Annotated in this window: 17 protein-coding genes and 1 pseudogene; 9 read left to right on the top strand and 9 right to left on the bottom strand. The window is 62.4% G+C overall.

Features of this window, described 5'->3' with window-relative positions:
- Positions 1–132 precede the first annotated feature (132 nt).
- A complete protein-coding gene (locus Q8K09_RS01290) occupies positions 133–456 on the top strand; it encodes a DUF1820 family protein (RefSeq protein ID WP_305253169.1) in 324 nt (107 codons plus the stop codon).
- 122 nt (positions 457–578) lie between these two features.
- Here the strand turns inward: Q8K09_RS01290 and Q8K09_RS01285 are convergent, their stop codons facing one another.
- The 5 genes from Q8K09_RS01285 to Q8K09_RS01265 all read right to left on the bottom strand — a co-directional run bounded on the left by Q8K09_RS01285 (position 579) and on the right by Q8K09_RS01265 (position 4,670).
- Positions 579–1,127 (bottom strand): tetratricopeptide repeat protein, encoded by a 549-nt coding sequence (locus Q8K09_RS01285; RefSeq protein WP_305253168.1) that lies wholly within the window; start codon positions 1,125–1,127, stop codon positions 579–581.
- 92 nt (positions 1,128–1,219) lie between these two features.
- Positions 1,220–1,876 carry a hypothetical protein gene (locus tag Q8K09_RS01280; RefSeq protein ID WP_305253166.1) on the bottom strand — a complete coding sequence of 219 codons (657 nt, stop codon included), beginning with the start codon at positions 1,874–1,876 and terminating at the stop codon, positions 1,220–1,222.
- A complete protein-coding gene (gene hemL, locus Q8K09_RS01275) occupies positions 1,876–3,165 on the bottom strand; it encodes a glutamate-1-semialdehyde 2,1-aminomutase (protein WP_305253164.1) in 1,290 nt (429 codons plus the stop codon). The genes Q8K09_RS01280 and hemL overlap by 1 nt, the downstream gene beginning before the upstream one ends.
- A 53-nt stretch (positions 3,166–3,218) precedes the next feature.
- On the bottom strand, positions 3,219–3,848 hold the full coding sequence (thiE, locus tag Q8K09_RS01270; protein ID WP_305253163.1) for a thiamine phosphate synthase: 630 nt from the start codon (positions 3,846–3,848) through the stop codon (positions 3,219–3,221).
- Positions 3,849–3,875: 27 nt separating this feature from the next.
- Complete coding sequence (locus tag Q8K09_RS01265) at positions 3,876–4,670, bottom strand: hydroxymethylpyrimidine/phosphomethylpyrimidine kinase (protein WP_305253161.1); 795 nt, start codon at positions 4,668–4,670, stop codon at positions 3,876–3,878.
- 503 nt (positions 4,671–5,173) lie between these two features.
- Between Q8K09_RS01265 and Q8K09_RS01260 the strand changes: the two genes are divergently transcribed.
- From Q8K09_RS01260 to Q8K09_RS01250, 3 genes are all read left to right on the top strand, one after another.
- Positions 5,174–7,555, top strand: coding sequence for a hybrid sensor histidine kinase/response regulator (locus Q8K09_RS01260; RefSeq protein ID WP_305253159.1), 2,382 nt, complete (start codon positions 5,174–5,176; stop codon positions 7,553–7,555).
- Positions 7,556–7,769: 214 nt separating this feature from the next.
- Positions 7,770–8,423, top strand: a complete 654-nt coding sequence (locus Q8K09_RS01255) for a TetR/AcrR family transcriptional regulator (RefSeq protein WP_305253158.1) — start codon at positions 7,770–7,772, stop codon at positions 8,421–8,423.
- On the top strand, positions 8,420–10,072 hold the full coding sequence (locus Q8K09_RS01250; protein WP_305253157.1) for an acyl-CoA dehydrogenase family protein: 1,653 nt from the start codon (positions 8,420–8,422) through the stop codon (positions 10,070–10,072). The genes Q8K09_RS01255 and Q8K09_RS01250 overlap by 4 nt, the downstream gene beginning before the upstream one ends.
- A gap of 395 nt (positions 10,073–10,467) precedes the next feature.
- Here Q8K09_RS01250 and Q8K09_RS01245 read toward each other — a convergent pair whose 3' ends face one another.
- On the bottom strand, positions 10,468–11,202 hold the full coding sequence (locus Q8K09_RS01245) for a hypothetical protein (RefSeq protein ID WP_305253156.1): 735 nt from the start codon (positions 11,200–11,202) through the stop codon (positions 10,468–10,470).
- Positions 11,203–11,294: 92 nt separating this feature from the next.
- On the opposite strand from Q8K09_RS01245, the pseudogene Q8K09_RS01240 reads away from it, so the two are divergent.
- Both Q8K09_RS01240 and amn read left to right on the top strand, forming a co-directional pair.
- Positions 11,295–11,621, top strand: a pseudogene (locus tag Q8K09_RS01240) (DUF3703 domain-containing protein).
- An 83-nt stretch (positions 11,622–11,704) separates the two neighbouring features.
- Positions 11,705–13,180: an AMP nucleosidase gene (gene amn / locus Q8K09_RS01235; protein ID WP_305253155.1), complete on the top strand. Its 1,476-nt coding sequence runs from the start codon at positions 11,705–11,707 to the stop codon at positions 13,178–13,180.
- Between the two features lie 318 nt (positions 13,181–13,498).
- Here the strand turns inward: amn and Q8K09_RS01230 are convergent, their stop codons facing one another.
- A complete protein-coding gene (locus Q8K09_RS01230) occupies positions 13,499–13,954 on the bottom strand; it encodes a transcriptional regulator (protein ID WP_305253153.1) in 456 nt (151 codons plus the stop codon).
- Positions 13,955–14,102: 148 nt separating this feature from the next.
- Here Q8K09_RS01230 and Q8K09_RS01225 point away from each other — a divergent pair, with 148 nt between their 5' ends.
- Complete coding sequence (locus Q8K09_RS01225) at positions 14,103–15,665, top strand: PAS domain-containing methyl-accepting chemotaxis protein (RefSeq protein ID WP_305253151.1); 1,563 nt, start codon at positions 14,103–14,105, stop codon at positions 15,663–15,665.
- 7 nt (positions 15,666–15,672) lie between these two features.
- Positions 15,673–17,427 (top strand): bifunctional diguanylate cyclase/phosphodiesterase, encoded by a 1,755-nt coding sequence (locus Q8K09_RS01220; RefSeq protein WP_305253149.1) that lies wholly within the window; start codon positions 15,673–15,675, stop codon positions 17,425–17,427.
- Positions 17,428–17,580: 153 nt separating this feature from the next.
- On the opposite strand, the gene Q8K09_RS01215 is transcribed toward Q8K09_RS01220, so the two are convergent.
- Positions 17,581–18,615, bottom strand: a complete 1,035-nt coding sequence (locus Q8K09_RS01215; protein ID WP_305253147.1) for an NAD(P)-dependent alcohol dehydrogenase — start codon at positions 18,613–18,615, stop codon at positions 17,581–17,583.
- 141 nt (positions 18,616–18,756) lie between these two features.
- Between Q8K09_RS01215 and Q8K09_RS01210 the strand changes: the two genes are divergently transcribed.
- Positions 18,757–19,386, top strand: a complete 630-nt coding sequence (locus tag Q8K09_RS01210) for a pseudouridine synthase (RefSeq protein ID WP_305253145.1) — start codon at positions 18,757–18,759, stop codon at positions 19,384–19,386.
- A gap of 159 nt (positions 19,387–19,545) precedes the next feature.
- Here the strand turns inward: Q8K09_RS01210 and Q8K09_RS01205 are convergent, their stop codons facing one another.
- On the bottom strand, positions 19,546–19,749 hold the full coding sequence (locus Q8K09_RS01205) for a DUF2788 domain-containing protein (RefSeq protein WP_305253144.1): 204 nt from the start codon (positions 19,747–19,749) through the stop codon (positions 19,546–19,548).
- Positions 19,750–19,861: the final 112 nt, after the last annotated feature.

Below are 19,861 nucleotides of genomic sequence, written 5' to 3'. Positions count from 1 at the left end.
CTAGCGGCGCTGTCGCAGTTAAGTGTCCGTAGTCGGGTAGCGTGAAGCCTGACCAGCTGCTGGCATTGCCTGCCCGGTGGCTGTGCTATGATTTGCGCCCTCTTATTTTCCTCCCAGTCCAGAACGCCATCCATGAGCAAGCGCGAACCCATCTATAAGGTGATTTTCCTCAACCAGGGCCAGGTGTACGAAATGTACGCCAAGCAGATCTTTCAGAGCGATCTGTGGGGCTTCCTGGAGGTAGAGGAGTTTGTCTTCGGCGAGCGAACCCAAGTGGTGGTCGACCCCAGCGAAGAGAAGCTCAAGGCCCAGTTCGATGGCGTGGTGCGCAGCTTTCTGCCCATGAACTCGATCATCCGCATCGACGAAGTCGAGCGTCTGGGCACGCCAAAAATTAGCGAAGCCAAGGGCGGTGGCAACGTCATGCCGTTCCCTATGCCGATGCCTGATAAGTAGCGGTTCAGCTGGTTCGAGGTCGCTGGGTGGATGTCGCTTTTTACATCCACCGTCCTGCGTCAGTGCACTGTTTAAAGCCGTGCGCTGGAAAACCCTTCGTGGCCATCCTTGGGGAGGCCACCCTACGGCAGCGGTGCGAACGGTGATTGGCCGTCGGCGGCCTGCAGTTCGAGCAGATAGTTGCGGAATATTTCGCCGAGTACCTGACTGGCAATTTCCAGTTCCTCGCGCTGCATGCGCTCGGAAACCAGATCGGCGCTGTCCATGGCTTCATCTGAGCCATTCACCGCCGCCATTTTCAGCACGATAAACGCCTGCACATTGTTTGCGGGCACGCCTTCACCGCGGAAGAACATCATGCCCAGGCGGTATTGCGCTTGGGCATGACCCTGCAGTGAGGCCTGCTCGAACCAGTCGAGCGCTTGTACCAGGTCGCGCGGCGCGCGCTGGCCGTCGTAAAAGAACTCACCCAATTCGTATTCGGCTTGCGGGTCACCGTTCTGTGCGGCTTGCTGGCAGGCGGCTAGTGCGTCGGGCAGGTCTTCGGGTGAGGTGTTCAGCGAGCAACTGCCGGTTGCGGGGATCAGCAGGGTGTTACCGCCTGCTAGCGCGAATAGCGGCAGAAGAAGCAGCAGGCAGCCCAGCGATAGGGTGCGGCCGGTGCAAGTCATGGAAATCCGTGTGCCTCAGGAAGCAGTACTGGCGTAGCGCCAGGCCGACAAGGTGGGTCGGCGTTGGCATTATGAAATAAGCAGTGGCGTTCTTACAAAGTCTTTACCGAGTTTTCTCGGTTGGCGCAATCGTCGGTACTGCCCGGCAGGCTCAGCAGCAACCACGCCAGTATAGGGTAGGCCGGGGTCAGCACGGCATGCAGCAGGTCGATGCGCCGTAGCGGACCGATAAAGCCGTCGCCGTCGATAGCCAGGTCGGCCAGTAAAAACAGGCTGACCGCAGCCAGTGCGGCGAATGCCGGTGTGCGTCGCGGCCATTGTACGGCGCCGGCATAAACAATCAGTAACAGGGTCGCCAGGTTGAGTAGCAGGTGGTAATCGTCGAGCAGGTTCATCTGCCGGAATAGCTCGAAAAAGGCGCACAGCCCGAGCACCACGCGGCCCCAGTTCGGTCGGCTCCAGGCCCAGCCGCGGCCTAGGGTCAGGGCCGCCACGCCGAGCAGCGGCAAGCCGAGGAAGCTATTGGCCTGGCTCAGCCACAATTGGGCTGCCTGCCAGCTCGGGTCGCCGGCAAGGCTCATAACCCCGGCGCCGGCTGCCGCCGCCGCCATAATAAAGCCGAGCAGGGCGCAGAACAGCGCCGGCTGATCGGCTTCACCGTAACCCTTGCGCGCTTTGCCGATGAGCAGGGCGCAGGCAAGGCAGGCGAGCGCCAGTATGCCGCCGGACAGGAGCGTGCTGTACTGCATCAGATTTTTTTCAGCTCGGCGAAGGCGCGCTCGGCGGCGTCCAGGGTGATCGCGAGCTCCGTCTGGCCATGAGCGATGGAGGTGAAGCCGGCTTCAAAGGCACTAGGGGCCAGATAGACGCCGCCGTCCAGCATCAGGTGGAAGAAGCGCTTGAAGCGCTCGGCATCGCTGCTCATCACGTCTTCAAAGGTGACGATGTCATCAGCACCGCTGAAGTACAGGCCGAACATGCCGCCCGCCTGAGTGGTGACGAAGGGGATGCCGGCGGCATCGGCGCGATCCTGTAGGCCCTGCAGCATGCAGGCGGTGTAATCGCTCAGCTCGGCATGAAAGCCCGGGCGGCTGATCAGCTTCAGGGTGGTCAGGCCGGCGGCCATGGCCAGCGGGTTGCCTGACAGGGTGCCGGCCTGGTAGACCGGGCCGAGCGGGGCGATGCAGTGCATGATCTCGCGTTTGCCGCCAAAACAGCCGACCGGCATGCCGCCGCCAATGATCTTGCCGAAGGTGGTCAAGTCCGGGGTCACGCCGTAATGCGCCTGGGCACCGCCGAGTGCCACGCGAAAGCCGGTCATCACTTCGTCGAAGATCAGTACCACGCCATGCTTGTCGCATTGTTCGCGCAGGCCTTCGAGGAAGCCCGGAGCCGGTGGCACGCAATTCATGTTGCCAGCCACTGGCTCGACGATGATGCAGGCAACGTCCTGGCCGACCTCGGCGAGCATCTGTGCGACAGCTTTGAGGTCGTTGAACGGCAGGGTCAGGGTGTGTTTGGCGAAATCTGCCGGCACCCCGGCGGAACTCGGTACGCCTTGGGTCAACAGGCCGGAACCGGCCTTCACCAGCAGGCTGTCGGAGTGACCGTGGTAGCAGCCTTCAAACTTGATGATGCTGTCGCGACCGGTGAAGCCGCGCGCCAGGCGGATCGCGCTCATGGTCGCTTCGGTGCCGGAGCTGACCATGCGCACCATCTCCATGGAGGGCACCATGGCGCAGACCAGGTCGGCCATCTCGGTTTCCATGGCGGTTGGCGCGCCATAGGACAGGCCGTGCTCCAGCTGACGACGCACGGCGTCGAGTACGTCGGGGTGGCTGTGGCCAAGAATCATCGGGCCCCAGGAACCGACGTAGTCCACGTAGCGCTTGTCATCCTCATCGGTGATATAGGCGCCGGCCGCATGCTTGAAGAACAGCGGCGTGCCACCAACGCTCTTGAAGGCGCGCACCGGCGAGTTGACGCCGCCGGGGATGTGCTTCTGGGCGTGGGCGAAGAGGATTTCGGAACGGGACATGGCAGGGTCTCTCAAATATTTAATCGGGGCGAGCGGGCCGCCCCGTAAATCAGTTAATGAGTGGCGAACAGGGCGCTGAAGGCACGCGCGCGGCGCTCGACTTCGGCTGCCGAATCGGCAGCAAACAGCGCGTGGATTACTGCCACCATGCTGGCGCCGTGCGCGATCAGCAGGCCGGCATTGTCCAGGGTCACGCCGCCGATGGCGACAATTGGCAGGTTGATGCGACTCTTTGCCTCATCCAGCAGTTCGAGCGTGGCGCTGGGCGCGCCAGGCTTGGTGTTGGAATCGAAGAAGCGACCGAAGGCAACATAGCTGGCGCCTTCCTTGGCAGCAGCCTCGGCCAGCTCCAGCTGTGCATGGCAGGTGCCACCGATGATCGCCTGACGGCCGAGCAAGGCGCGGGCGACGGACAGCGAGCCGTCGCTCTGCCCCAGGTGCAGGCCGACGCCCAGGCGTGCGGCCAGTTCAGCGTCGTCGTTGACGATCAGTCCGGCGCCGTAGCGATTGCACAGCTCGCGCAGGGCTTCGGCCTGGCGCAGGCGGCGTGCGTCGTCGCTGGACTTGTCGCGGTATTGCAGGAGGATGGCGCCGCCTTTCAGCGCCGCTTCGGCGTAAGGCAACAGCTTGCCGTCAGCCAGCAGTTGGCTGTCGGTGATGGCATACAGACCACGCAGTTTCATCGACGGCTCTCCATCAGCGGCAGTTCATCAGGATAAGTCCAGGGGCAGGCGACGCGGGATGTACTGGCCGTGGCCGGGTTGCTCGGCGTCGCGCAGGGTGCGCCAGGTGTAATCGAGGGCGAACTGCACGGCGCTGACCAGTTCCTGGCCGAGAGCCAGGCGACCGGCCAAGGCGCTGGCCAGGGTGCAACCTGAGCCGTGGTAGCTGCCCGGCAGGCGTTGGCAGGTGAAGGTATGACGGCTGCCGTCGCGGCAATACAGGCGGTTATGCACCTGATGTTCATCGCCATGGCCACCGGTGATCAGCAGGTACTGGATATAAGGTAGAAGCTTTTCCGCGCATTCATCGGCGGTGCCGTCCGGCAGCTCGGCGAGAATGCGCGCTTCGGGCAGATTTGGCGTGGCGATGGTGGCGACGGGAAACAGGCGTTCGCGCATGGCGTAGCCGACTTCATCCTTGCCCAGGGCGCCGCCGCCGCCTGCGCGCAAGACCGGGTCGCATACCAGCGCAATGCCCGGCAGCTTGTGCATGATCTCTAGCACGGTCTCGACCATCTCAACCGAGCCGAGCATGCCCAGCTTGACGGCTTCTACCGGCAGATCGGCGATCACCGCATTGGCTTGCGCCAACACCCACTCACGATCAAGTACGCGGAAGTCGGAGACGTTCACCGTGTCCTGCACGGTCAGTGCGGTTACCGTTGGGGCGGCGTGGCAGCCTTGCGCGAGCAGGGCTTCGATATCGGCTTGCAGGCCAGCGCCACCACTTGGGTCATGGCCGGACAAGCAGAGCACTACGGGGCGGGAAGTAGGCATTTTCATGGTGCGCGAGCTTAGCATTAAACCGGCCAGATTGAATCGCGGGGAATGCACGGCGCTGACGTCAATCCGTCAGGCTGCAGTGATGAACGATGAAAAGACGCTCGCCGAGTGCGGCCGACTCTGCAAGCGCACGGTCCTGACGTTGCCCTGCGGGGCAATCAGGCGCATTAAGCCCCGTTATGCATGCTCCGCGCGGCTTGCCGCTAATCCCGCGCGCCAGTCTCGCGGCGGCGCTCGATATGTTCGCGGCGGCGCGTGATTTCGAGCATGCCTACGGTTATGGTTTGGTGCTCGATGAGGCTATAGCCGTTGGTTGTCGGTGCGGGTTTCGGGGCCTGTTACGACCTGTCCAGAATCTATCCATCGGCCGGCGTTTCGCCTCGCAAAGCCTGTGCTAGAGTGGCTGCCACTCAAATAACCGGGTAGGCGAGGTTGCGTCAGTAAAGGGAGCAGGGCTCGGTGACGCATCCCGACATTATTCGACTTTGCCTTCGTGGGGCCGCATGCGTTACCTCCTGATTCTGCTGTTCGCAGTTTGGCCGCTGTGCGCCTCTGCCGTGGTGCTCGATGAGCATACCCGCATGCTGCCGCTTGGCCAGGTCATGCATGTGTTCGAGGATGTGCGCGGCGATGCGACTATCGATGAGATCACCTCGTCGGCCCTGCAGTCGAGTTTTCGTCAACATCACAAGCCGGTACTAAATGCGGGGTATTCGCGTTCGGTATTCTGGCTGCGTCTGGATCTGGAGTACCGGCCGCAGCGCTCGGACGGGGCGCGCTCGTGGTTGTTGGAACTGGCCTACCCGCCGCTGGATCAGCTGGATCTGTATCTGCCGGACGCCCAAGGCACATTCCAGCTGGCGCAGCGGACCGGCGACTCGCTGCCATTCGCCAGTCGACAGATCAAACACCACAACTACCTGTTTGAGCTGGACCTGCAGCCTTACCAGCCGCAGCGCGTCTATCTGCGCCTGCAAAGCCAGGGCTCGATCCAGGCGCCGCTGAGTCTGTGGGCGCCCAATGCTTATTTAGAAGAGCAGCCCGCGCGCAACTATGTACTGGGCATCATTTACGGCGTGCTGCTGGTGATGCTGATCTACAACCTGTTCATCTTTCTCAGCGTCAGGGATGCCAGCTACCTCTATTACATTCTTTATATTGCGTCGTTCGGCCTTTATCAGGTGTCGGTCAACGGTGCCGGTATCGAGTATTTCTGGCCGAATAACCCTTGGTGGGCGAATACCGCAACGCCCTTTCTGATTGGCTCGGCAGCGCTGTTCGGCTGCCAGTTTGCGCGCAGTTTTCTGCATACCGCCGCACACAGTCCCTGGGTCGACCGCACGCTGCTGCTGATGATGGCCAGCGGTGTCGGGGTGATGGTCCTGGCGCTGACCGTCAGCTACGCGCTGTCGCTGCGCCTGGCCACCTACTTGGCATTGCTGTTCACTGTGGTGATCTTCGTCGCCGGGGTTCTTGCCTGGCTGCGGGGCATGGGGGTGGCGCGCTACTTCATCATCGCCTGGAGCGCTTTTCTGCTCGGCGGGGCGATCAACAGCCTGATGGTGCTTGGCTACCTGCCCAATGTATTCCTGACCATGTATGCCAGTCAGATCGGCTCGGCGCTGGAGGTCGGCTTGCTATCGCTGGCCCTGGCCGACCGGATTAACGCGATGAAGGAGGAGCGCGCGCGGATTCTTCAGGATAGCGGGCGCAAGCTGGAAGCACTGAACCAGCAACTGGCCAACAGCAACCGGCTCAAGGACGAGTTTCTCGCCACTGTCACCCACGAGCTGCGCACGCCGATGAACGGCGTGATTGGTTCGCTGGAGTTGATGCAAACGGTCAGCCTGGACGCCGAGCTGGCGCAATACCAAGCGACCGCCGCCAGTTCGGCGCGCGACATGATGCGTATGGTCAATGACATCCTCGTCCTCAGCGAACTACAGGCTGGAAAGCTCTATCCGCAGCGGCAGCCCTTCAGCCTGCGCGGGCTGCTTGACGGCCTGCGCGCGCAGCATGCGCCGCACGCCGAAGACAAGGGGCTGCGTTTTATTATGGAACTGGATGAAAGCCTGCCCGATACCCTCGAAGGCGATGCCGGCAAGCTAGCGCAGAGCATCGGCTATTTGCTCGATAACGCCATCAAGTTCACCGCTCGCGGCGAGGTTCGATTGCGTATCAGGCGCGCCGGCACTCGGCCCGATAGCCTGCCGCTGAGCATTGAGGTGATCGACACTGGCGTGGGGTTTAGCGTGCCGCAGGAGGCTGGGTTGTATCAGCGCTTCCATCAGCTGGATGGCTCGATGACCCGTGAGTACGGTGGTCTGGGGATCGGCCTGGCAATCTGTCGGCAGTTGGTTGATCTGCAAGGCGGCAGCCTCAGCCATGAGTCGCAGCCGGGCCAGGGCAGCTGTTTCCAGTTACATGTGCCGCTGACCCTGCCGCGCCCGGTGGTCGTGCAACCCTCACTTGCATCGATAACGCATGCTCAGGCCGTGCGCCGTCCCGAGCAGTGCACCGTGCTGGTGGTCGAGGATAACCTGATCAACCAGTTAGTGATCCGCGGCATGCTGCTTAAGCTCGGCTACCGCGTACGTTGCGCCGGCAATGGCGCCGAGGCGCTCAAGGTGCTGCAGCGTGAGTCGGTCGATGCGGTTCTGCTGGATTGTCAGATGCCGGTGATGGACGGTTTTGCCACCTGCCGTGCGTTACGCACCTTGGCGGGCTGTGCCGAGGTGCCCGTCCTGGCAATCACGGCCCACAGTCATAGCGGCGACCGCGAACGCTGCCTGGCGGCCGGTATGAATGATTACCTGGCCAAACCCTTGAAGTTCGAAGTATTGCGCGGTTTGCTGCATGGCTGGGTGTTGTGCCGTCCAGGCTAGTCTGCCGTCTCGCACTATTCATTGCTCAGGCAGCGGCGGCGGGCCTGCGTAGGGTGCGTTGTGCGCACCAGGTACGGCGCACCCTCCGCGCCGGTGTCACCGCAACAATCATTCCAAGCCTCGGCCCCAGCCCTCGCTCTTGGCCGATATGCCCCTTTGTGCACACGCTGAAGCATGATTCACTGAGTTAAATTGGTGAACCAGGATTCAGATCATGGCTTATCGCACCACCGCCCTGCGTATCGACCGTGACCAGGCGCTACGTGAGCGAATCCTCGCCAGTGCCCTGGCGCGGGTTGCCGAGGGCGGGTTTGCCGCCCTGACCATGCAGGCGCTGGCCGAGGACGTGGGTATCGCCACCGGCAGCCTGTACCGCCACTTTCACAACAAGGGCGAATTGGCCGCGGAAGTCTTTGCGCTTGCCAGTCAGGGCGAACTTGAGGCGCTGCTGCAGACCCTGCGCGGGCCGGGGTCGCCCGCTGAACGTCTGGCGGCCGGCTTGCAGCAATTTGCCGCACGCGCCTGGCACAGCCGGCGCCTGGCCTTTGCCTTGATCGCCGAGCCGGTCGAGCCGCAGGTCGACGAGCAGCGCCTGCTCTACCGCGAGGCCTATGCCGAGTCGTTCGGCGAGTTGCTCGAGCAAGGTAACGCGGCAGGCGTTTTTCGCGTCAGCCATCTCAGCCTGACCGCCGCCTGCCTGGTCGGCGCTATCGCCGAAGCCCTGGTCGGGCCCTTGTCGCCCCCCGCTCGCGCCGCCCGCGAAGCGGGTTATCCCGCCCTGAGCCTGAGTGAAGTCAGCCAGGGCCTGGTCACCTTCTGTCTACGCGCCGTCGGCGCCCCGCTGCCCGAAAAGGAACCGCAGTCATGAATGCCAGTCAGCATGCCGAAACCCATGAAGTGTTCAATCAGGTGCCGCCGCTGGACGGCGCCAATCTGTACCGCATTGACCTGCCCTTGCAGGAGTGGAACCAGCGCTTTGGCGGCGGCTGGGCCGAGGCGCGCATCGACGCCTATGGCGCCCTGGCCGGCGGCGAGCTGATGGTTGCGGGCTTTCTCGCCAACGAAAACAAGCCAGTGTTCAAGAGTCATGACCGCTATGGTCAGCGCACCGACCTGGTCGAGTTCCACCCGGCCTATCACCAGTTGATGAGTGCCGCCATCGCCCATGGCCTGCCGTCCATGCCCTGGACCGATCCACGCCCCGGCGCCCAGGTGGCGCGCGCCGCGATGAGCTACCTGCACAGCCAGGCCGAGGCCGGCAGCGGTTGCCCGCTGACCATGACCTTCGCCAGCGTGCCGGCGTTGAAGTTGCAGCCGGACCTCGCCGAGATTTGGCTGCCGAAGATTCTCTCGACCCAATACGATCCGCGCAACCTGCCGATCGAGCAGAAAACCGGCGCGACCATCGGCATGGCCATGACCGAGAAACAGGGTGGCACCGACGTGCGCGCCAACACCACCCGTGCCTACCCGGTCGGCGCTGGCGGCCCCGGGCAGGCTTATGAACTGGTCGGCCACAAATGGTTTTGCTCGGCACCGATGTGTGACACCTTCCTGACCCTGGGCTACACCGATAAGGGCCTGACCTGTTTTCTGCTGCCGCGTCATCGCCCGGACGGCTCGCGCAACGAGCTGTATATCCAGCGCCTTAAAAACAAGCTGGGCAACTGGTCGAACGCCTCCAGCGAGGTGGAATTCCGCGGCGCCCTGGCCTGGATGGTCGGCGAGGAAGGCCGCGGCGTGCCGACCATCATCGAGATGGTCGCGCTGACCCGCTTCGACTGCATGGTCGGCTCCAGCGCCCTGATGCGTCAGGCCCTGACCCAGGCCGCCCATCACTGCGCCTACCGCCAGGTCGGCGGTCGCGTGCTCAACCAACAGCCGCTGATGCAGAACGTGCTGGCCGACCTGGCCCTGGAAAGCGAAGCCGCATTGGCACTGACTATGCGCATGGGCAAGGCGCTGGACAACGCCGCAGACCCGCAGGAAGACAAGTTCGCCCGCCTGGTCACCGCCGTGGGCAAGTACTGGATCTGCAAGCGCGCGCCGGCGATGATCAACGAGGCCGCCGAATGCATGGGCGGCGCCGGTTACGTCGAGGAAACCATCCTGCCGCGGCTGTACCGCGAGGCGCCGGTCAACTCGACTTGGGAAGGCTCCGGCAACGTGCAGTGCCTGGACGTGCTGCGTGCGCTGTCCAAGGAACCCGGCGTGCTCGATGCACTGTTCGCCGAACTGGGCGACGGCCATGGCGATGCTCGCCTCAAGGCCCATATCAATCAACTCCAGGCGGATTTTCGCGATACCGCCGACATCCAGTACCGCGCCCGCCAATTGACCGAAGACGTGGCCCTGGCCCTGCAGGCCAAGTTGCTGCTGGAGGCTGGCAATGCGCCGGTGTCCGATGCCTTTATCGCCAGCCGTCTGCGTGATCAGGGCGGGCGGGTCTACGGCACCTTACCGCGAGGTATTGATGTCGCGGCGCTGGTGGCGCGTAGCACGCCCTGCATCGAGTAGTCAGCTGTGGTGCCGGTGGGTTCGGCAAGCTTGCCGTGTTCCCCGCGTCCGCGGGGATGAATCGTGGGCGCACAACTACGCCCGCGCGATGGATGAGCGTTCCCCGCACCTGCGGGGATGAACCGTCCCTAGCGGGTGCTGCAAACAGCACGCCCAAGCGTGCCCCGCGTCAGCGGGGGAATAAGTCGTCCATTACAGCGCCGCATCTGGCTTGAGCCTCGCGTGCTGTGTCGTCTGTGGGCGCGGGCCCAGAGGAGGTGTGCATGCGTGGCCATTCGCGTTAGCGCGAGTTGGTTGCGCTAGGTCGCAGTGTTTTTGTCTGGGGACGGCGCGCTACGGCTCCACAGCCGGCGCGCGTGACCTTGGCGATGGTCGATCTGGCGACCCGTTTCAGGCTATGGCCGGCGTTGCCAGCGTCTTGTGCCGGTTGAGCTTTCGGTAACCAGATAGTCGTCACTGAAGTGGTAGCGCGCCGTCGGTTGATAGTCGTTCTGGTCCTGCAGCTGTACTTCCAGCACGCCGTTGCTGGCCAGCCAGCGGCCTGTGTAGTGGAGTTCGCCGGGCGCATCGGGATGCCAGTCGCTGTTGTCTGCAGCGCTGCGGGACCACTGGCTAATGCCGCCATTAACGGTCAATTGCAGGATCAGTAGGGTGCTTGTCGAGGCCGCGCTGGTGTCTTCACTGCGGGTGATTTGCTCGTGCACCCAGGTGGCGATCAATTCAGGGTCGCGAAATTGCCGGTTAGCTTGGCTGGTGATGGCCGCGTCGCTGAAACGCTGCCGATTAAATACGGCGCGGCGCTCCAGCGTTTCGCCTGTCACCGGGCTGCGCGCAGTGATATGGCTGGTGAGGACGCCGTTGGTGTAGGTGGCCCTCATGCGGGCAATCGGCTGGGCGGATTGCGCGTCGCTGATCTGGGCATTGAGCAACTGGCCGTCGAAGTGGCCGCTGATCCTCAAGCGCAGTCGGCGACCTTCAATGTATTCACCGCTGACCTGCTGATCCTGGCTGCGTAGGTGCATTTCGGCCGGTTGCCCATCCAGCGTGGCCAGGTAGTATCCGTCTAGGTTATTGGCCAGCAGCGCGCAGGGCAGTAGACACAGCATCAGGGTGAGCAGCGTGCGCGACATGCGTGATCTCCAAAACGTCCTTGTGGGTGCTTGACCAATGTGCCGCCCTGCAGTTGCACACTGGCGACGCCAATCACTATAGGGGTGTTGCCATGAACCGTGAACAGGCTTTCTGGCAGGAATACCAACTGTCATGCGCGCAGTGCGGCCTTGACCCTGCTGCCGAACTGCGCCATCTGGAGCAGGCGCATATTCTGGGGCAGCGTTATTGTCGCGAACACCTGCGCAGTAATGTGTAGATGCTTGCCTGGGCGTGGCGTCAGCGTGACTGGGCTGAATGCCAGGCGCAGGTGCTGCGCATCCCCGGTAGTCTGGGTTCTTTAGTTGGGCTCTTTCCCTTGGGCAATCCGGGTACGCGGCGCGTCGGGCCGCTGACCCCGCAGGCCGTGCCTGAGGATTTGCGCGCGCTGCTCAAGTAGTCCGCACCGCCATCGCCGCGCTATCGCTCGCGCGGTGGATCAGGGCAAGATAGAGCCTGTCTGATCAGCCAGGAAGATGACTTGTGACCCCCAGTTCAGAAGACTTTGTTGTTGCCACTACTGCCGAAGAGGCCGTGGATCGCCTGGCCGCCCTGCATCAGCAGGCCACTGCTGCTCTGAGTCGGGCGCTCAAGCGCTATGTCAAAGAAGGCATCAAGCCAGATGCCGAGCAACTGCGCCAATTCCATTATCCCGAGTTGCGCCTGACTTATCGGTGCCAGGGTGAGGCGCCCGCGACTGTGCGTGCCTATGCCAAGGTTCAGGTGCCCGGCACCTACAGCATCACCGTCACCCACCCCGAGGCCTTCCGCAATTACCTGCTGGAGCAACTGCAGCCGCTGATGCACGACTTCACCGTGTGTGTCGAGGTGGGCGTCAGTCAGCAGAATATTCCCTATCCCTATGTGGTCGAGCATGGCGATGAGCTGGCCGGGTCGGGGATTACTGCCGCCGAACTGGCGCGGGTGTTCCCCAGCACTGACCTGTCCGCCGCCAACGACGGCACAGCCGATGGCCTGTACGACTGGGAGGGCGCGGAGCAGTTGCCGCTGGCCCTGTTCGACGCCGCTCGGGTGGACTTTTCCCTGCGCCGCCTGGTGCATTACACCGGCAGCGATTGGCGCCATGTGCAGCCGTGGATTCTGCTGACCAACTACCACCGTTATGTCGACCAGTTCATTCGCCATGGCCTGGATGTGCTGCAGGCGGATTCGCGGTTCATGCGCATGGTGCTGCCGGGCAACGTAGTGATCGAGCGCGGCATGGCCGAGGGCGAGATGCAGGCGATCATCGAGACCGTTGTCTGGCACCGCTACCAGATGCCGGCCTACCACTTGCAAGGCGCCAAGCCGGGTGACGGCATTACCTTGGTGAATATCGGCGTCGGCCCGTCCAACGCGAAAAACATCACCGACCACCTGGCCGTACTGCGTCCGCACTGCTGGCTGATGATCGGCCACTGCGGCGGCCTGCGCCAATCGCAGACCATCGGCGATTACGTGCTGGCCCACGCCTATATGCGCCGCGACGGGATTCTTGATCGGGTGCTGCCGCCCAATATTCCCCTGCCAGCCCTGGCCGAAGTGCAGATGGCCTTGCAGGAAGCGGCCAAGCAGGTCACCGGCGAGCAGGGCGATGAGCTGAAAAAACGCCTGCGCACCGGCACCGTGCTGACCTATGACGACCGTAACTGGGAATTGCGTTGGGCTCAGGAGCGGCCGCTGATCAACCTGTCCCGCGCCGTGGCAGTGGACATGGAAAGCGGCACCATCGCCGCCCAGGGTTATCGTCTGCGAGTGCCTTATGGCACCTTGTTGTGCGTGTCGGACAAGCCGCTGCACAGCGAAATAAAACTGCCTGGTGCCGCCGGCGCCTTCTACGAGCGGGCAGTGACCCAGCACCTGCACATCGGCATCACCGCCCTCGACCTGTTGCGCAGCCAGCTCAACTCACTGCACTCGCGCAAGCTGCGCAGCTTCGACGAGCCGCCGTTCCGGTAGGTGGCTGACAGCCTTAATGGGTCGCGGGCATAGCCTGCTCCTTGCCGTGCGCACCTTTGGTTGCGGGAGCCTGGTGCGCACGGCGCACCCTACGGGATCGGCAGTGACCCAGCATCTGCACATCGGCATCAGCGCAAGCTGCGTAGCTTCGATGAGCCGCCGTTCCGGTAGGTAGGTGTCGGTTTGGCGCAGTGGTGACAGCCTGGCACGCTGCGGGTTGTCACCTGTTCGATCGGTGAAAGATCGCGACAGACAGTCAACTTCCTTCTGCCGCCTAACCAGGCTCCGCTACAGACGTTCGGTATCTTTACAGCCGAATTAGCTCAAGTCTTTATCGACAGGGCTGGTGGGGCTTGGCTCTTGCTCTTCCTCTTCCTGGGCCTGCACGCGTTCAGCCTGTACGAAGGTCATGATCACCTCGCGGGCGAGCCGGCGGCAGGTCGTGGAGAGTTTCAGAAAAGCATCTATAGCCTCCCGCTCCTGAGGCGGGATGGACTGGTAGAGGTCTTTTTGCTTGGTGATCTGGTTGGAGACTTCTTCTCCGAACCTCAGGGTATGGGGGTCTATATGCAGCCATTGCGCGAGCACTAGCAGCTTGTCCTCTGTCGGCAGTGCTTCACCTCTCAGCCAGCGCCGCACACCGTGCAAGGTCACGGGTTTGCCCCAGTAACGCAGATTGAACTCACGCTCCAGAACAGCTGGTTTTGCCGCGTAGCCAGCTTGTGCGAGCGCGCAGCACAGGCGGTTGGCGAATCGTTGGCGAGTTTTTTCCATAGGGGGAACATTACGGAGTATCGCTCCGGTGTGGCGTAACACAATTAACGAGACCGATTAACCTAAAAGCGTAACTACTTGTCACGCTCATGGTGATGCGGTGCTATCGTCATGATTCCGTTATCAAGTGCACAGAGTGAGTAATTCGATGAGGCTAAATGCACCTGTAACAGGGCGGGAGCGCGAATTTCCAGCTACGCAGCGCTTGATATCGGCGACCGATGTGCAAGGCACCATAACCTATTGCAACGATGAATTTGTCAGCGTCAGCGGTTTTGAGCGCGATCAGTTGCTGGGGCAACCGCATAATCTTGTGCGCCATCCCGATATGCCGGAAGCGGTGTTTGCGCACATGTGGAGCCATCTCAAGTCCGGTAAGGCCTGGATGGGGATCGTCAAGAATCGTTGCCAGAATGGCGATTTTTACTGGGTCAGCGCTTATGTGACGCCGATTCTTGAAGGTGGTCGGGTGACCGGTTATGAGTCGGTACGGGTCAAGCCGAGTGCCGACCAAGTGCGTAGGGCCAGCCTGCTTTATGCACGCATGCGTTCGCATGCTTCGCAAAATAAGTGGAATTGGGCTCGGCGTATGCACCGGGCGCTGACCTGGCCCACATTGATTGCGCTGTCTGCATTGGCCGCCTATCAGCTGATTACGCCTGCGGTGGGCTTGGGGTGTGCCCTGTTGGGGGTATTTGTCTTGCAGGGTCTGCACGGTCGGCAGACTGCAGGGTTGCTCGATCATTTGCACGCCAGCGTGAAAGGCGCTTTCGACAGTGAGTTGATCGCGCAGACATATACCGACTTGTCCGGCAAGCCCGCACAGGTTCAGATGGCCATGATCAGTGAGCAGGCGCGCATACGCACGGTGCTCAGCCGCCTGGAGGACTACGCCGATCACAGCGCGGAACTGGCTCAGCGCAGTGGTCAACTGACCACTAGCTCCGAGGCATCGCTGCAAGCGCAGCGTGGCGAAGCGGACATGGCGGCAACTGCCATGCATGAAATGGCTGCCTCTATTGCCGAGGTGTCGGGCCATGTTCATCGCACCGCCGATGAGGCTCGGCGGGTTAACGCACTGGCTCACGATGGTTCGGCCGAAGCCGGCAAGACCCGCGAGGTGATTGAAAAACTGGCGCGCACCGTGTCAGGTATCAGTGTCTCGGTGGAGGAGCTGGCTCGCGATACCCAGTCCATTCAGCAGGCCGCCAGCATGATTCGGGCAATTGCCGAGCAGACCAATCTGCTGGCTCTGAACGCGGCCATCGAGGCGGCACGGGCCGGCGAGCAGGGCCGGGGCTTTGCCGTGGTTGCCGATGAAGTGCGGGCATTGGCTTCGAAGACTCAGGAATCGACGGGTGTCATCCAGGGCATCATCAAAACGCTGCTGGCGGGTGCGCAGAATGCGGTAACGATTGCCCAGGCCGGCACGCAAGAGGCCGCTGCAGGCGTGCAGCAAGTGATCGCTACTCAGAGCGCGTTGCAGGGGATCAGCAGTGCCGTCGACCTGATTCATGACATGGGGCAGCAGATGGCGGCGGCGTCCGAGGAACAGGCCCATGTTGCCGAGGATATTTCCCGGCAGATCACCCGCATTGCCCAGGCCTCTGATCACAATGCCCAATTGGCCGGGGAGTCCGCGCAGGTCGGTAGCGATCTGGAGCAAACGTCGCGTGCCATGCATGCCTTGGTCGAGCGCTTCAGTCGTTGAGACTCACATGAACAATAGGGAAGACAACGCAGTAGGCGTTGCCGAAGGCTTGGGCTGCGGCTTGGGTCGGCAGGATGGTCTCGAGTCGGCGCTTACCGGTGCAATTTTCAATGCGGCAGTCGACAGCATGCTGGTTATTAACGCGCATGGCATCGTCCAGGCACTGAACCAGGCGACCGTGCAGACTTTCGGTTTTGCCGAGGACGAACTGCTCGGCAAGAATATTTCCATGCTGATGCCCGAGCCGCATGCCCGGGCGCATGATGGCTATCTGCACGACTACTGCGCGGGCGGTGAGCGTAAGGTCATTGGCATCGGTCGGGAAGTCACGGGCCGTCGCAAGGATGGCAGCTGCTTTGCGCTGCACTTGAGCGTCGGTGAGTTTCAGCTGGGTGGGCAGCGGTTATTCGTCGGTATCTGCCACGATATCAGCGAGCGGCGTAAATCCACCGAGCACATCACCTTTCTGGCCGCCCACGACGCACTCACTGGCTGCGTAAACCGGCATCGCTTTCTACAGGCGCTCGATCTGGGTATGCAGGCGTGCAAGCCTGCTGGCAGGCAACTTGCGGTCTTGTTCATCGACCTGGATGGGTTCAAGCAGATTAATGACCATCACGGTCATAGTGTCGGTGACCAAGTGCTCAAGCAGGCTGCCGAGCGTTTCCAGAAAAGCTTGCGTGATACCGACATGTTGGGCCGCGTCGGGGGCGATGAGTTCGTCGCATCACTGCTCCTTGATGGCGAAGTAAGCCGCGCAGAAGAAATCGCCGGGCGTCTGATCGCCAGTCTCGACGCACCGTTTGTTATCGAAGGTGTCTGTTTACTGGTTCGGGCGAGCATCGGTATCAGCATTTATCCAGGGCACTGTGAGTCCGCTGATGAGCTGATGAACGAGGCGGATATCGCCATGTTCCAGTCCAAGGTGGATGGCGGTAATGGGATTTGCCTGTTCAGCCAGGCATTGCGTGAAAAATCCGAACAGACATACCGGGTGGTTAGTCGTCTGCGTAAGGCGCTTGAGCTTGAGCAGTTCGAGTTGCATTACCAGTTACAGGTCGACCTGCAAACGCTGCAACCCTCCGGCATGGAGGCGCTGCTGCGTTGGCGCGATGGCAGTCGCGGTCTTATTGCGCCTGGGCAATTCATCCCGATTGCTCTGAAATATGGACTGATGCCTGCAATTGGTCAGTGGGTCATGCGTCAGGCATGTGCGGATAACGTTTGGTTAATCGCCGAGGGGCTGCTGGATGTGGCGGTGGCGGTGAATATCTGCGCGCCCATGTTCAGCGGGGTGGGTTTCGTGCCTCTGGTTCGGCAAACACTGTGCGACAGCGATCTACCGGCCAATCGACTGGAGATTGAGATTACCGAGGATGTTGCCATGAGTCCCTCGGCGCAGGTGTTGCAAAACGCCCAAGAACTGAGGGCGCACGGGGTTCTCTTGGCGATGGACGACTTCGGTGTCGGCTTCTCGTCGCTGGGACGCCTGAAGAGCTTGCGGTTCAACAAGCTAAAGATAGATCGCTCCTTCGTCAGCGGGTTACCGGGTAACGCCAGTGATCAGTCGATCATCCATGCCATCCTGGGTATTGCCCGCGGCATGCAGATGGAGACCGTCGCGGAAGGCATAGAAACTCAAGAACAGCTGGCGTATCTGCAAGCCGAAGGGTGCAGCCAGGGCCAGGGTTTTCTGTTTGCCAGGCCTATTCCTTTGGCAGAGCTGACCGACGTGCTGCGTGCACGCAAACTGCGCGGTTAATGATGAACCGCCGTTCCGGGAGCCTGGTGAGCATGGCGCGCCCTACGGGATCGGCGGTGACCCAGCATTTGCACATAGGCATTACCGCCCTCGGCCTGCTGCGCAGCCATCTCAACTCGCTGCACGCGTCGCGCAGGCCGTGCCCGGCCCAACCTACGCGTTGGCGTCGAGCACCACCCGGTAGCGCGCCTTGCCGGCGCGTAGGTGGTCGATGGCGTCGTTGACCCGGCTCATGGGGAAGAGCTCGACTTGCGGCAGAATCCGATGACGCGCGCAGAATTCCAGCATGGTCGCCATGCTTGCGGGCGAGCCTACCGGTGAGCCGGACAGGCTGCGCTGGCGCGGGATCAGGTTGAACACATGCACCGGAATCGCGCTCGGCACGATGCCGACGAAGTGCAAGCGGCCCTTGCCGCCGAGGGTGCCGATCATGGCGTTCCAGTCGAGGTCGGCGCTGGCGGTGACCAAAAGAAAATCCAGGCTGCCGGCGATGGCTTTGAGCGCTGCGCTGTCGGTCGAGGCGACGACCTTGTGCGCGCCCAGGCGCTTGGCTTCTTCCTGCTTGTTCAGTGATGAGGTGAAGGCGGTGACTTCGCAACCCCAGGCATTGAGGAAACCCAGCGCCAGGTGACCCAGGCCACCGATGCCGACCACGCCAACTTTGTCAGTGGGTTTGACGTTGAACTCCAGCAGCGGGCTGAACACTGTCGAACCGGCGCAGAACAGCGGGCCGACCAGGCTGGGTTCCAGGCCGTCCGGGAGCGGGATGGCCCAGGCCCAATGGCTGCGCAGGCGGTCGGCAAACCCACCGTTGCTGCCGACAATGGTCGGTTTTACCGAGCCGCAGAGCTGGTGCGCACCCTCCATGCAGGAGTGGCAGTGCATGCAGCTGCCTTTATACCAGCCAATACCGACCCGCTGGCCGAGTTCAAGGCCGCGCACCTGCTCGCCGACGCGCACGATGCGGCCGACCACCTCATGCCCGGGGATGAACGGGTAGCGCGCGTTGCCCCATTCGTTGTCGATCATCGACTGGTCGGAGTGGCAGATGCCGCAGTACTCGACCGCTACCTCGACCTCCTCGGCGCCCAGTGGGCCGGGGTCATAGCTGTGTTGTTCGAGGGGCGCGCCGGGTGCCTTGGCGGCCCAGCCGGTGAAGGTGTCGAGTATGGTTTCGGACGAGCTCATGCGGATTCCCTCGATACGGATGACAAAGCCCCTCCAGCATAGCCGGCCGTGCGCGTGAAAGAATCGCCGATAAGCCAGGCTGATGGTCGAGGAGTGGTCTCGGTTACACTGGCGACCCCGTTTCCTGCTCCCGGAGCCTGCATGCCACGCCCGCCCCGTTCTGCCGCGCCATCGCGTACTGCTGGCAAGCCCGCCATCCGTCGGGTAGCCAAGGCGCCCCCGGCCGAGCCGCGCTTGCTGCTGCTTAACAAGCCCTTCGATGTCCTGACCCAGTTCAACGATGAGCAGGGCCGCGCCACCCTCAAGGACTTCGTCGCAGTGCCAGGCGTCTATCCAGCCGGGCGTCTGGACCGTGACAGCGAGGGCTTGCTGCTGCTGACCAACGACGGCGGCCTGCAGGCGCGCATCGCCGATCCCAAACACAAGCTGGCGAAAACTTATTGGGTGCAGGTGGAAGGTGAACCGACGGCCGAGCAGTTGCAGCGCCTGTGCGCTGGCGTCGAGCTGAACGACGGGCCAACGCTACCGGCCGAGGCGCGCTTGCTGGCTGAGCCATCGCTATGGCCGCGCGACCCGCCAGTGCGTTTTCGCAAGAGCGTGCCGACCGCCTGGTTGGAGCTGGTGATTCGCGAGGGGCGCAACCGCCAGGTTCGGCGCATGACCGCTGCGGTGGGCCTGCCGACCCTGCGTCTGGTGCGCGTGCGCATCGGCCCCTGGGGCCTGGACGACCTGCAGCCCGGCCAGTGGAAAGAGGTCGAGGCGCGCTTGTAGGGTGTGGGCTGTTTGTGTGATCGGCGGTGCGGGCAAGGCAAGAGCTTCGCGGACAAGTCCGCTACCACAGGGGAACCGCGTATGGCTTTGATTGCGCCTACGCGGAGCGTGGCGTGAGGGAGCGACAGTTGAGCGGCTATGGTCGTTTTCAGCGACTGCTCAGACGCCTTCCATCCCGGCGATCACCACGGTCTTGATGACAAAGCCAAGCACGCCCAGGCCCAGGGCCAGAAACAGGATCATGGTGCCAAAGCGTCCGGCCTTGGACTTCTTTGCCAGGTCCCAGACGATGAACGCCATGAACAGCACCAGGCCGCCGACCAGTACGGTCATCATTAACTCTTCGAATACATGCGGTTCCATGGTGGCCTCTTTGGCAAAACGAGGCTGTGCCGCCATAACAGGCAGTAGGTGGGCAGGGCGATTGTTATTGTCTGAGCGCAAGGCTCTTTATGGCAGGCCGCACAAGGCACAG

The sequence above is a fragment of the Pseudomonas sp. genome (assembly GCF_030683065.1).
Taxonomy (GTDB): domain Bacteria; phylum Pseudomonadota; class Gammaproteobacteria; order Pseudomonadales; family Pseudomonadaceae; genus Aquipseudomonas.
The sequence above is the reverse complement of the archived record's forward strand: the minus strand, read 5'-3'. Positions and strand labels throughout refer to the sequence as shown.

What these genes read in the sequence shown, in the direction of transcription:
- Q8K09_RS01290 (WP_305253169.1), top strand. Translation starts at nt 133, where the DNA reads ATGAGCAAGCGCGAACCCATCTATAAGGTGATTTTCCTCAACCAGGGC.
- Q8K09_RS01285 (WP_305253168.1), bottom strand. Translation starts at nt 1,127, where the DNA reads ATGACTTGCACCGGCCGCACCCTATCGCTGGGCTGCCTGCTGCTTCTT.
- Q8K09_RS01280 (WP_305253166.1), bottom strand. Translation starts at nt 1,876, where the DNA reads ATGCAGTACAGCACGCTCCTGTCCGGCGGCATACTGGCGCTCGCCTGC.
- hemL (WP_305253164.1), bottom strand. Translation starts at nt 3,165, where the DNA reads ATGTCCCGTTCCGAAATCCTCTTCGCCCACGCCCAGAAGCACATCCCC.
- thiE (WP_305253163.1), bottom strand. Translation starts at nt 3,848, where the DNA reads ATGAAACTGCGTGGTCTGTATGCCATCACCGACAGCCAACTGCTGGCT.
- Q8K09_RS01265 (WP_305253161.1), bottom strand. Translation starts at nt 4,670, where the DNA reads ATGAAAATGCCTACTTCCCGCCCCGTAGTGCTCTGCTTGTCCGGCCAT.
- Q8K09_RS01260 (WP_305253159.1), top strand. Translation starts at nt 5,174, where the DNA reads ATGCGTTACCTCCTGATTCTGCTGTTCGCAGTTTGGCCGCTGTGCGCC.
- Q8K09_RS01255 (WP_305253158.1), top strand. Translation starts at nt 7,770, where the DNA reads ATGGCTTATCGCACCACCGCCCTGCGTATCGACCGTGACCAGGCGCTA.
- Q8K09_RS01250 (WP_305253157.1), top strand. Translation starts at nt 8,420, where the DNA reads ATGAATGCCAGTCAGCATGCCGAAACCCATGAAGTGTTCAATCAGGTG.
- Q8K09_RS01245 (WP_305253156.1), bottom strand. Translation starts at nt 11,202, where the DNA reads ATGTCGCGCACGCTGCTCACCCTGATGCTGTGTCTACTGCCCTGCGCG.
- Q8K09_RS01230 (WP_305253153.1), bottom strand. Translation starts at nt 13,954, where the DNA reads ATGGAAAAAACTCGCCAACGATTCGCCAACCGCCTGTGCTGCGCGCTC.
- Q8K09_RS01225 (WP_305253151.1), top strand. Translation starts at nt 14,103, where the DNA reads ATGAGGCTAAATGCACCTGTAACAGGGCGGGAGCGCGAATTTCCAGCT.
- Q8K09_RS01220 (WP_305253149.1), top strand. Translation starts at nt 15,673, where the DNA reads ATGAACAATAGGGAAGACAACGCAGTAGGCGTTGCCGAAGGCTTGGGC.
- Q8K09_RS01215 (WP_305253147.1), bottom strand. Translation starts at nt 18,615, where the DNA reads ATGAGCTCGTCCGAAACCATACTCGACACCTTCACCGGCTGGGCCGCC.
- Q8K09_RS01210 (WP_305253145.1), top strand. Translation starts at nt 18,757, where the DNA reads ATGCCACGCCCGCCCCGTTCTGCCGCGCCATCGCGTACTGCTGGCAAG.
- Q8K09_RS01205 (WP_305253144.1), bottom strand. Translation starts at nt 19,749, where the DNA reads ATGGAACCGCATGTATTCGAAGAGTTAATGATGACCGTACTGGTCGGC.